This is a genomic window from Adhaeribacter radiodurans (genome assembly GCF_014075995.1).
GTDB classification, from domain to species: Bacteria; Bacteroidota; Bacteroidia; order Cytophagales; family Hymenobacteraceae; genus Adhaeribacter; species Adhaeribacter radiodurans.
Genome location: NZ_CP055153.1, coordinates 6,746,331 through 6,758,277, shown reverse-complemented (window position 1 = coordinate 6,758,277; position 11,947 = coordinate 6,746,331). Strand labels below are relative to the sequence as shown.

At 37.5% G+C, this 11,947-nt stretch carries 8 protein-coding genes; 4 read left to right on the top strand and 4 right to left on the bottom strand.

What is annotated here, in order from left to right:
• Positions 1 to 388 precede the first annotated feature (388 nt).
• The 4 genes from HUW48_RS26555 (at position 389) to HUW48_RS26540 (ending at position 4,767) form a co-directional block, all read left to right on the top strand.
• Entirely contained in the window at positions 389 to 1,048 is a 660-nt protein-coding gene (locus HUW48_RS26555) for an HAD-IA family hydrolase (RefSeq protein WP_182413807.1), read from the top strand.
• 215 nt (positions 1,049 to 1,263) lie between these two features.
• Positions 1,264 to 2,544, top strand: coding sequence for an amidohydrolase family protein (locus tag HUW48_RS26550; RefSeq protein ID WP_182413806.1), 1,281 nt, complete (start codon positions 1,264 to 1,266; stop codon positions 2,542 to 2,544).
• Positions 2,545 to 3,190: 646 nt separating this feature from the next.
• Positions 3,191 to 4,290 (top strand): IS3 family transposase gene (locus HUW48_RS26545; protein WP_394368414.1). Its coding sequence is split into 2 segments (ribosomal slippage): positions 3,191 to 3,452 and positions 3,452 to 4,290, totalling 1,101 coding nucleotides; the frame shifts between segments, so codons are not numbered across the junction.
• An 87-nt stretch (positions 4,291 to 4,377) separates the two neighbouring features.
• On the top strand, positions 4,378 to 4,767 hold the full coding sequence (locus tag HUW48_RS26540) for a hypothetical protein (RefSeq protein WP_182413805.1): 390 nt from the start codon (positions 4,378 to 4,380) through the stop codon (positions 4,765 to 4,767).
• A gap of 170 nt (positions 4,768 to 4,937) precedes the next feature.
• On the opposite strand, the gene HUW48_RS26535 is transcribed toward HUW48_RS26540, so the two are convergent.
• Genes HUW48_RS26535 through HUW48_RS27120 form a run of 4 tightly spaced genes read right to left on the bottom strand, consistent with a single transcriptional unit; the run spans position 4,938 to position 11,947 of the window.
• Entirely contained in the window at positions 4,938 to 5,591 is a 654-nt protein-coding gene (locus HUW48_RS26535; RefSeq protein ID WP_182413804.1) for a DUF4391 domain-containing protein, read from the bottom strand.
• Complete coding sequence (locus HUW48_RS26530; protein WP_182413803.1) at positions 5,592 to 8,816, bottom strand: helicase-related protein; 3,225 nt, start codon at positions 8,814 to 8,816, stop codon at positions 5,592 to 5,594. It lies immediately after the preceding gene.
• A gap of 4 nt (positions 8,817 to 8,820) precedes the next feature.
• On the bottom strand, positions 8,821 to 9,963 hold the full coding sequence (locus tag HUW48_RS27125; protein ID WP_246343637.1) for a restriction endonuclease: 1,143 nt from the start codon (positions 9,961 to 9,963) through the stop codon (positions 8,821 to 8,823).
• Positions 9,917 to 11,947 (bottom strand): DEAD/DEAH box helicase family protein, encoded by a 2,031-nt coding sequence (locus HUW48_RS27120; protein ID WP_246343635.1) that lies wholly within the window; start codon positions 11,945 to 11,947, stop codon positions 9,917 to 9,919. The genes HUW48_RS27125 and HUW48_RS27120 overlap by 47 nt, the downstream gene beginning before the upstream one ends.

Sequence of the window (11,947 nt, the reverse complement as noted above, 5' to 3'; positions counted from 1 at the left end):
ATACAAATATGATTTAGGTGGTGAAGTCAGGCTCTGTTTACATAGAATTACTTTTACTTGTTAATAGCCCTATAAAATCTTGCTCAGGCAGGAAATTACTAAACTACGCAGTTAATGCATTTCCTTTCAAGTTTTAGGATCCTACAAGAACCGTATTAGAGCTAGTTTTATTATCTTTTACTAAATTTATTCGATTAAGAAACTGGCCAAAAATAATTTACTATACTTAGTATCGAGATCGTAGTAAAAAGAATTCACCTTTCATTACTTGTTCACAAAAGTCTAACCTCTACTAGCCTAATAATGGTGTTTCTTTACTTATTTTAAATTAAGTAAATACAAGCGCTGGTTTTTCTAATTATAAGTTTTCAGTTAAAGCATCGGACGAATGATAAAGTACATTGTTTTTGATTTTGATGGCACTTTGGTTGACTCCAAGTCAGTATTTATATCAGTATTTAATCAGTTGGCCCGGAAGTATAAACTTAAAACCATGGAAGCCGATAATATTGATTACCTGCGCCAGCTATCTATTAAAGAACGTTGCCAATACCTGGGTTTACCGCTGTATAAGCTTCCTTTCTTATCAGCGGAGTTTCTTCGGCTCTACAAAAATTCCATGAAAGACGTTATTTTAATAGAAGGAATAAAAAATTTAGTTGATCAATTAACGCAACAAGGTTATACGCTGGCTATTATTTCTTCTAACTCAAAAGAAAATATTCAACATTTCCTGCAAGCAAACCAAATTCATACGATAAACTTAATTTACAGCTCTCCTAATATATTTGGGAAAGATCGGGTAATTAAAAAATTCCTGAAAACGTATCGCTTAAACCCCGAAGAAGTAGTTTATGTAGGTGATGAAGGCAGGGACATTGTGGCTTGTAAAAAGAATAATATAAAAGTAATTTGGGTAAATTGGGGATACGATATAATAGAAGTAGCCAGCAAAGAAAAACCAGATTTTATAGCAAATTCACCCATTGAAGTTGCAGAAATAGTAAATTCTCTTCAACCAACTAATGGCATTCTGGAATCTAATTAACACTTACCAGGCATAAACCGAAAGAAAAAGTTAATCACTCTGGTTGTTATTGTTGCGTGTTGTACCTGCCAGTATCTGGTCAGAAAAACAATAAAGCTTCGCTTACAGGCATTTTGATTAGCTCTAAGCGTAATTATTTTCTTGTATTCGTTTTAGCCCGTTAAAAAAGTTAAAATTAAAGCATGCTTTCCCAAACAAAAGAAAACTTCAATTTCATGAGCCGGTTCAGCCTTCTATTTAGTTTGGTTATGTTGCTGTTTGCTTGTAAAAGCCGGGAAACTGCCACTAATTCCTATACTGCTTATACCGGAGCCACTATTATTGATGGCAGCGGCGCTAACCCGATTCAAAACGGTGTGTTACTCGTAAAAAACGGACGGGTGGCAGCCATAGGACCCAAAGCAACTGTTACTATTCCGGAAAATACAACGATTAAAGATGTTGCTGGTAAGACTATTATTCCGGGCATTATTAATGGGCATGGTCATGTAGGCGAGGTAAAAGGAATCGAATCTGGCCATTATTCCACTCAAAATATAATCGATAACCTGGCAATATATGCCCGTTATGGTATGACTACGGTGGTGAGCCTGGGCGGCGACCAAAAAGAAGCAGAACCTTTGCGGGCAATAAACGACACTACCGCTACTCAACGTGCCCGTTTATTTATTGCTGGTGCGGTAATTAACGGCAATACCCCAGCTGAAGCAATAGCGGTTACCAACCAAAACCACCAAATGGGAGTCGACTTTATGAAAATTAGAGTGGATGATCAATTAGGCACTGCTCCTAAAATGTCGGAAGAAGTTTACCAGGCGGTAATTAATCGATCACACCAATTGGGTTATAAAATTGCGACGCATATGTACTCCCTGGCCGATGCAAAAAAGCTACTCGAAGCCGGATCGGATTTGCTGGCCCATAGCGTTAGAGACCAGCGGGTAGATACGGCCTTTATTCAACTTATTAAAAAGAGAAAAGTAGGCTACTGCCCCACCCTTACCCGCGAACTCTCGACTTTTGTTTACGAAGATACCGCTGCTTTCTTTACTGATCCCTTCTTCACCCGGGAATACGACAGTAGCATTATTCAACCCTTAAAGGATCCGAAGCGCCAGTTACAAATGCGAAACAGCCGCAGTGCCCAAACTTATAAACAGCAACTACCCACGGCTATGTCCAATTTAAAAACTCTTTGCGAGCAAGGCATACCCATTGTTTTTGGCACCGATAGCGGAGTACCTACCCGGTTTATGGGCTACTTTGAGCACCTGGAAATGGAAATGATGGCCGAAGCAGGGCTTACCCCCATGCAAATTATTACATCGGCTACTAAAAATGCGGCAGAATACCTGGGCTTGAAAGACTTAGGTACTCTATCTCCCGGACACTGGGCCGATTTTTTGATACTAGAAGCTAATCCATTAACCGATATCCGGAATGTAAGAAAAATAAACAGGGTATTTATAAGCGGAAAAGAAGTTACGAAACGCTAGTATTTAGTCTACAGCCCAATACGATAGACTATAATGGTAATTATTTACTTAGTAAATTATTCTAGGTTAAACCGCTTAATTCCTTATTCTTCATTAAGTATAAGTTAGTTCCTTTCTTAGGGCTTTGTTGCCCATTTACTCGAATATGAAACAGAACTGCATTCTATGCAAATCTGATTCAGGCATATTTTTAGCAACTACGGAGATAGCTGTCCACAATACTGCACTCTTCAGAGAAAATTCTGAACGTACTGGATAGTTTATAGTGTTTGCCTATATATTAGGCAAACACTATAAATCTAGGCATGAAAATAGCAGCTCTTCTGCCAAAAAATAAACCCAGGAAATCAGAGCCCACATTACTCAACACATAGCGCAGATAACCGGAACAACTCAGTTTATCTGGTAGTTGGCGTGCATGGAAAAAAAAGACCACAGATACATTGACAAAGACCGACAAGCAGAACACACTTGACAAACTCAAGGACTGGGCAAGACGACTTAGAAGAGATTTAAAAGCTCTCCGAATCGCTTTGACGGAGGATTTAGTACCCTGGTACGTCAAGATACTTATAGTTTTGATGTAAGCTTCCCCAAAAATAGAACTGTTCAGGAAGAGGAAAAAACTTAACTTAGAACAGTACTTATGAAAAGAAAGATCTTTAGTCCCCAACAAATTGCTAAAATTCTCAAGGAATTTGAGGATGGTAAAAGTGCGGCCGAGATTAGCCGAGAGCATGGAGTGAGTCAAGCGGCTTTTTACAAATGGCGGCAACGTTACAACGGTATGGATGCGACCGAGCTGAAGCGGCTCAAGGATTTAGAAGAAGAGAACCGGCGGTTGAAAGCCATGTATGCGGAACTAGCCTTAGACTTAAAATTAGCGAAGGAGATCATCGAAAAAAAGCTTTGAAGCCCTGCCAAAAGCGACAGCTGGTGGAAGAGGTTTACCAGCAACCACAAGCCGGCATCAGCAGGGCGTGCCGGGTATTGAGCTTAAGCAAGTCGGTTTACTATTATCAAGCTGTTAAAGAGGACCAACCGGTGGAAGAAGCTTTACGGCAGAAAGCCGAGCAGCATCCCCGAGAAGGTTTTTGGAAGGTCTATGTACGGTTACGTAAAGAAGGCCATCTTTGGAATCATAAACGGGTTTATCGCATCTACACCGCTTTGGGTTTAAACCTGCGTCGTAAAGCGAAAAAGCGTCTACCCGCCCGCATCCAACAGCCCCTGCAAGTACCGCAGACATTGAACTATACTTGGTCGATTGATTTTATGAGTGATGCTTTGCTGAACGGGCGAAAGTTCCGCTCTTTCCATGTGCTAGATGATTATAACCGGGAAATCTTGCATATTGAAGTGGACTTTTCTTTGAAAAGCAACCGGGTAGTTTGGGTACTGAATCACCTATTAAAGCGAAGAGAAAAACCAAAACAGATCCGAATGGATAACGGACCAGAGTTTGTGGCTAGCTTAATGAAGGAATGGAGTCAGGTCCAAGGGATAGAATTTAAATATATTCAACCCGGCAAGCCAACGCAAAACGCCTTTGTAGAACGGTTTAACGGTACCTTCCGCCGAAATGTACTTAATGCTTACTTATTTGAAAACCTGGAGGAAGTAAGAGAAATTACGGCGACTTGGCTCGAGGATTACAACCATAAAAGACCACATGATGCTTTGAATGGAATGGCTCCCGTTGAATATGCTAGAAAAAAGCAGCTTAGTAAAGTAGTATCACCTTAATTAGAATTTATAATTGTAACCAGTTCTAAAAACGGGAAGCTTACAGAATTACAACAGCTACTAAAAAATAGTTTAATTTGTCGAGAGTTGATTCAGAAGCATCAAGGTATATATGAAGTTGCAATCCAGGCACGTATAGGGAATGTTAATGCTAGTGATTCTTACAAGGAAGTATTACGGGTTAAATCAGAACAACTCCGAGAAGAATTAGGGTACTCTGCGGCGAATCCATTAGAAAAGCTGGCTATTGAGCAGATAGTTCTATGCTGGTTATATTGCTACGAAATAGAAGTACAACATGCCACTTATCTATCAAAATCTCATAATAAGGATTCCGGTATTTATTGGGAAAAACGTTTAGCTTATGCTAGCCGCCGCTATGAACGAGCATTAGAGATGCTTTCTAGAATGCGCAAAATGAACTTAGTAGTCCAAGTAAATAATGCAAATAATCAGATTATTAATAATGGCCACTAATAACCATGAGGCATCCTAAATAATTTTGTCGATAGTAGTTATGGTATAATTGGGTTTAAGTAAATCAAATGGGCCCTATATAATTTATGCTAACTGTCAGATTATATCTTGGCTATCATAGATCATGTCAACCCGTAGAACTGATGCGTAACTATTGAACCTTCAAATCTTTAAAGGTTTTTCAAAGTCTCCAGCTCTGCTAACTTTTTCTGAAGCTCAAGGTTTAACTCCACCTTTTTGTTGAATTGACTATTTTTTCTAATAGCTGATTGCAGCTTTTCTATTGAGCTTTCAAGTTCTTTTAACCTCATTTCATGCTGTATTACATCAGCAATGCTTTTATTTTTAATTCTTTTAACTCCAGATAATTGTTTACAAAGATCTAAGAAAACATGATCTATGCTCTGCTCTAACTTTAGCTGATATTTATCAGAATCTTTCTCATACCAATCTGAAGAAAAGGACCAATCAATAACCGATTGGTGGTCATTAGTTGGGTGAGGATGCTTCTGTGAAGCAGAAAGCATTATTTGATTATTATAATTTATAATAAAAATAATGTGATAAGGAATTGCTTTATTGATTATAGTAAGGACCTCAGAAATTGATTGATTCTTTTTAAGATCAATTTCAAATATCTGAATTTCTTGAATTTCTTTACCGGGTAAATTAATTGTTTGAGAGGACAACTTATTCGTCCATCTTATTTTATCTATTACTTCTATAAATAATCGTTTTTGCTTCGTATTAGTATATGTATCGAAGGCATTTTTTGGAATATATTTATTTACCAAAGTTGAAACAGGTAAAGAGGAAGTATTCATTTACTTAATAACTATAAACGAAATTAATTTAAAATCCTCAGCACCTTTTATTTCACCTCGCAAAGCTGTTGTACCTCCTGCTTTGAACAAACTTAGTACCTCTTTTTCTTCTTCGGTTTTTAAAATCGAGCTAATGCTCTTTTGCAACAACTGAGAATAGGTGGTCATTTTACAGTAGTCCTTTGTTTCCTGACTAAATTGTTTACAAAGAGACATTAAAGGCTCCGTTTTTCCTTTACAAAGGAGTCTAATTACATCTAAGGTTTTTTTTGCATCAACATGGTTATAAATCAGATCTCCATTTTCCTTTACATAGACCAAGTAATATGGGTGGAGCCGGTTCAGTTTATCAATATTAACAGAGTTGTTTATATTCTTAAGCACATAAATTACTCCTTTTTCTATATTGGCATTCGCTTGAGTCACTGCATGCAGTCCATCAGGAATATTCTTTAGCTCCCCATATGTTTTAACGAAGTTTGATAAATCAACCCTAAAGTCATTTAAACCTAGGTCAGTAATACTAACTCCCTCCTTTAAATCTTCTAAGTCAACAACCTCATCCTGTAATTTCCTTAACTGTATCTTCCTATATTCTAAGTCTTTGTCATCAGAGTTAAGAATATTGTCGTCACCAGTGCTGGCCATGTTGCTAATAAGCATCCTGTTTTCAACTCTTTGTTTCAAATTTATATAAGCATCTAGTGTTACATCAGGCCAGAAATTTACCATAGTAATATTAGTGTTTTGGGATCCAATCCGGTCAATGCGCCCAAAACGCTGAATAATTCTAACAGGATTCCAGTGAATATCATAATTTACCAAGTAGTCACAGTCTTGAAGATTTTGTCCTTCTGATATACAATCTGTAGCGATTAGAATATCAATACTATCTTTAATATCAGGAAGTAATAAAGCTTTACTTTTAGAATTGGGAGAAAAACAGGTCAACAAGGCATTCAGGTCGGTAGGTATCTGCTTGGTAGTGCACTGGCGCTTATCTCCAGTTATCAAAGCCGTATTAATGTTATATTCATTCTTAAGCCAGTCTTTTAAGCTATCATATAAATAGTTAGCAGTATCTGCAAAAGCGGTAAATACTAATATTTTTCTATTATCCGTGTTTATGGGATTTTTAATTTTATTCGAAATTATTCCTTTAAGATGCTGCAGCTTTATATCATTTTTACCCTTGATGCCTTCTACTTCCTGTAGTAAACCTTTCAAGATCTGCATATCGACCGACAAATCTTCTTGCCAGCGAGTAATATCCATATCTGCAATCCGGACTTTTACTTTACCTCCTATAATGTTTTCCTCATCTCCCCAATCTGCTTCCCAGTCTATCTCCTCCGAACTGCCGGATTGTACGCCAGAAAAAGCTTCAGAATCACCTCTGGATACTGCATTTAAGGCTTCTTGGATCTGATTTAATATGTTTGTGAGTGTTAAGCGGAAGGAATCAACAGAACTTTCAATGCGTTTTAATAAATTTATCCGCATTAATATTTGGATACCTTTCTCTCTGTCTAACTGAGTAAAAGTAGCTGACTTTGCTTTTTTATCATATAAATCTGCATAATGCTGGACTCTGCTCGGTAAAATATAGTTTAATGGAGAGTATACAGATAAGTTCAATAGTGTTAGGCGTTCTGCAATAGTCTTAAAGTTCACTCCTTCTTCTATAGTTAAAGCACTATAAATGGAAATCGGTTTGTTTCTGGCAGGGAATTTACCAATAGCCGTTGTATCATAATAAGTAGTAATATGTTTTCTTGACCGGGCAATTGTAAGACTATCTAAAATTTCAAAAAAATCAAAATCTAACATCTCTAACAGTTTTTCCGTCGTCCTGGATTCGGGAGCATACTTTGACCAATTGTTAAATGCTTGTTGAGCCCTTTTAAATATTGAATCAATCCCTCGCTCTGTTCCAAGTTTATCATCAATATTACTTGTAGCACCTTCATATGCGATTGCCAATTGATTTTTTAAGTCATTAAAACGGTTATTTACCGGAGTTGCGGAAAGCATAAGCACTTTGGTTTCAATACCTTCCTGCACAATCTTTCTTAATAACTTTTGATAACGGTTTTCCCGACTAACAATAGTATTGTTGTTTCTAAAGTTATGAGACTCATCTATTACTACAAGGCCATAGTTTCCCCAATTAACGCTTTCGAGATTTCTGCCATTACTGGCTCCTCTTTCCCTGGTTAAGTCAGTATGGAACAGTACATCATACCTGAATCTGTCTTTGGCAAATATGTTGTTTTTATCATTGTGCCGGAATGTATTCCAGTTATCTTCTAATTTCTTAGGACAAAGCACCAATACATCCTTGTTTCTCTTTTCATAATATTTAATGACTCCAAGCGCAGAGAACGTTTTACCCAACCCTACACTATCGGCAATGATACAACCATTGTATTTTTCCAGCTTATTAATAGCACCAATAACAGCGTCTCTCTGAAAATTATAGAGCTTACTCCATATCTCAGTATTTTTAAATCCTATATCATCATTTGGCAGGTTATCCATGGAGATGTCACTCAGGAAATCACTGAAGATATTGTAAAGAGTAATAAAGTATATAAATTCAGGGCTATTGTCTCGGTAGGCGTTTTCAAAGTATTCCTGAACTTTCTTCGTTACATCTGTAAGGCTTTCCTCTTTCTCCCAAACTTGTCCAAACCAATCTAGATAGGCTTTACTTTCAGGATAATTAATCTTTTGAATTAAAGTTGGAAACCCCAGTTTATGGGTAATACCTAAATCAGCTGTAGTAAAGCTACTTATATTGGTATAAGCAGCACCGCCGCTTCCGTTATTGTTTACATTAATCATTCCATGAAGTGGAAGGTTAGCGTGTTTATTAGACTTGAAAATTACTTTTTCTCTTATCCAATCTGCACACTCCTTAGCAATGCCTCTTTGATTCAAGTCATTCTTTAATCGTAATTCAAACTCGCCTCCGCATAAATGGCCTTCATTATAGATGTGTGGAATGTAAAATTCTCTAGATTCCTTTTGTAGCTTTTCTTCTATAAAAGTAGGAGAAGTAAAAATAAACTGGAGTTGATCTATATCTTTAAGCTCCTTTTTTAAAGCTTCAAAAGCATAGATAGAAAATGAAGAGGCAGCAATGGCTAGCCTACTTCCTTTCTTTATCTCCTGTTTTAAATCATCCCCAAGGCGGGTGTTAACATTATCAATGAGTTTCATATAACTATTTTACCTGCACAATATCCATAAGCTTCTCATAACTACTTACTTTTTCAAATTTCACTTCATTGCCACTTATTTCTTTAAAGTGTTCAGTAGCACAATGGATTTTCAATTTTTCAATTTCTCTTAAATCCATATCCGAATCCGAACCTTTGGTTTCAGTTACAAAATAGATTTGACGAATCTTGTCTTTATCAAATACTATGGCCCAATCGGGGCTGTAATTGGCTATTGGCGTAGATACGTAAAAGCTCTTGGGCAACTTGGCATATACCACCACTTCTGTGCTGTTCTCCAATGCTTCTGCAAAATTGGATTCTATTTTAGAATCCGAAGTGAGATAGTCGTATATGTGTTTCTTTAGAAGATCGGAATTACGAAGGGCAGACTTATCATTAGTGAACACTGTTTTGGCATCATGCCTTTCATCGATTTTGTGATAGACAATGTTGTTAATTATTAAGCCTGCTTTCACCTCGTTAATAAGTTTACTGCATTTAGCAATAAACTCTTCCGGGTTCTTGCGAAACAGTAAAAATTTCTCTTCCTTAATTGCCTTGAGAATGGATACAATGGTACTGCGGGTAAGATTGGTACGTACTTCTATCTCACCTACCATGTCATAAACAGTATTGGTGTAAAGGTCGTTATTGATTTTCAAGTATTGGCGCTGGGATTCTTTTATCAAACTACCTTCCTGCATCTGCTCTCTGGTACCATCCTGCAATTCTCCAGTTTTTACTTCATACACCCGGTCGCCAATGTTGAGTTGAGCATTAATACGAGTTTTGCTGTCATTGATTAGCTTATCAGTTTCAAACTTTACCTCATAAATTGTTTTAAGATTAATCTTTTCCCATAAGGCTTGAAACTCTTTTTTCCTGAAGTTGTGGTTAGTTTTGAGTACTATGGTTTGTCTTTCATTTTCAGGTTTAAATGCTTCTCCGGTGTAAATAGATTTTAGAAGGTTATTTATTGAATCCCTGAATGGTTCTAGGTTTGCAGGCAAAGGTATTTTATTCTGTTCAATTAGCTCTTTGCCTTCTATGGTTATCTTGTCATTATCGTCAATTATATCATGCTTGTAAAGCAACTTGTTAAGCTTTACAAGCATGATCTTCGGTAAGGCGGCGTTCTTCTTCATTTTCATTGGTTACCATTTTGCCAACAAAATACTCCACTTCTGCTTTTTGAGGACGATCTTTAAGGGTTGCAGCAATTTCGGTTTGCAAACCTTTGGCAAAGGCTTCATAGCTCTCCGAGGCAATAACTGTGAGTTTGTTTATTTCATGCACCTGGTCACCAACAACTTCAAAATCTAAACGAGTCCCGTTTTTGCTTACGCATAAACGCATACCACGACCTACTTCCTGCCTTCTGCGGGTTTGGCTGCCACTTTCAGCATTTTTTAAAGCACATATCTGAAATACGTTAGGGTTATCCCATCCTTCTTTTAAAGCAGAGTGTGAAAAAATAAAGCGGGTTGGTTCTTCAAAGCTTAATAAACGTTCTTTATCTTTCATGATAAGGTCAAAAGCTGAAATGTCGTCTGATTCTTCACTTCCCCGTTTTACCGAAGGATCTATCATCTTATTTTTCTTATCAATAGAAAAATAACCTTCATGGACCCGATTCGCATCATCCCGTTTCAGGTACTCACCATAGGTAATGGGCATATAACCTTTATGGGCACTGCCTGGATCTGTTTCCTTCAAGTAGTCATTATATTCCTGCTGAAATAGGTCTAAGTAATCGTTCCGTACTTTGTTGTATTCTTCTTCAAAGATTTTCGCGTATTCACCTAAACTCTGATTGCCTGCTTCGTCATAAACCCGGTAATTTTCCACCGAATCAATAAAGAAAAGGGAAAGTACTTTTATCCCTTTTGTAAAAAGCTGCTTTTCTTTTTGCAGGTGCGACATGATGGTTTCCCGAATCTGCACCCTTCGGAAAGCATTTTCATCTTTATTGTTGAGAATATCTCCCGTAAATATATCTTGGCCGCCAACCACAATTTTGTTAAGATAGCCGTTTATTTCTGTTATCGTTTGATTCTTATAAACAGGCATATTGCCTGAAAGCTCGTAAAGATTGGCACCTTCACTTAATTTCTGGCGAACCTTTTTCACACCTTCGCCCGCCCGTTTTTCATACTCAACTATCGCAAAAGGGGGCTTGGTGGTACTCAAGCTAATTTGTTCTAAATAAAGATATCCGGTTGTGCCAGTAGACCCTTTGAGGTTGATCCCTTTTACTTGTATTTTCTTTACAAGTCGTTTGTTATAGGCATCTAAAGCATCTAGCCGGTACACTTTATTGTACTCTACTTTGTGAGTAGCTGAATACCGCAGCGTGAACAAGGGATTAAAATCCTGCATACTTCTCAAGGTCCTCTCTCCATCCACAGACTGTGGTTCGTCAATGACCAGGATAGGATTGGTTTGCGCAATTATATCAATGGGCTTTCTGGTACCAAATTGGTCAAGTTCCTGATAAATTCTTCTGGCATCTGCACCACTGGCATTGAATGCCTGAGTATTGATAATCATAACACTTATGCGACTATCAGAAGCAAAATTCTCTATATCTTGCGGGCGGCCGGAATTGTAGATAAAAGGATTAATTTTATGGGCGTACAGTTCCTGAAAGTGGTCTTGAGTAACTTGAAAAGATTTGTACACTCCTTCCCGAATGGCAATGCTCGGAACAATTACAATAAACTTGCTCCAGCCATAATGTTTGTGCAGTTCGTACATGGTACGGATATAAGTATAAGTTTTACCCGTACCTGTTTCCATCTCTACTGTAAGGTTATAGCCTAGTCTTACTCCTTTAGGACGTTCAATTTGCTGGCTTTCGTGCAGGTCATCTCTTTTCTGTACTTCCTGTATGTTTTTGATTACTTGCGTTTCAAGTATTTGCAGGGGGCTGTTACGATAACCAATTTCTTCTTCCACTTCAAAATCTAAGACACCTGCACCTATAGCAGCTTGTTTGGCCTTTTTGATAAGGGCTTTGCTGCGTTCTAGTGTAAAGCGATTAGTTTTTAAGGGTTGTCCTGCAAAGCAATCCACCACCGCTTTTACTGCTTGAACTTGAAAGTCTTGTTCTTTAAATTGTAATTTCAT

Excerpts from the sequence above, each read along its gene's own strand:
- HUW48_RS26555 (WP_182413807.1), top strand. The coding sequence starts at position 389 with ATGATAAAGTACATTGTTTTTGATTTTGATGGCACTTTGGTTGACTCC.
- HUW48_RS26550 (WP_182413806.1), top strand. The coding sequence starts at position 1,264 with ATGAGCCGGTTCAGCCTTCTATTTAGTTTGGTTATGTTGCTGTTTGCT.
- HUW48_RS26535 (WP_182413804.1), bottom strand. The coding sequence starts at position 5,591 with ATGAATACTTCCTCTTTACCTGTTTCAACTTTGGTAAATAAATATATT.
- HUW48_RS26530 (WP_182413803.1), bottom strand. The coding sequence starts at position 8,816 with ATGAAACTCATTGATAATGTTAACACCCGCCTTGGGGATGATTTAAAA.
- HUW48_RS27125 (WP_246343637.1), bottom strand. The coding sequence starts at position 9,963 with ATGAAGAAGAACGCCGCCTTACCGAAGATCATGCTTGTAAAGCTTAAC.
- HUW48_RS27120 (WP_246343635.1), bottom strand. The coding sequence starts at position 11,947 with ATGAAATTACAATTTAAAGAACAAGACTTTCAAGTTCAAGCAGTAAAA.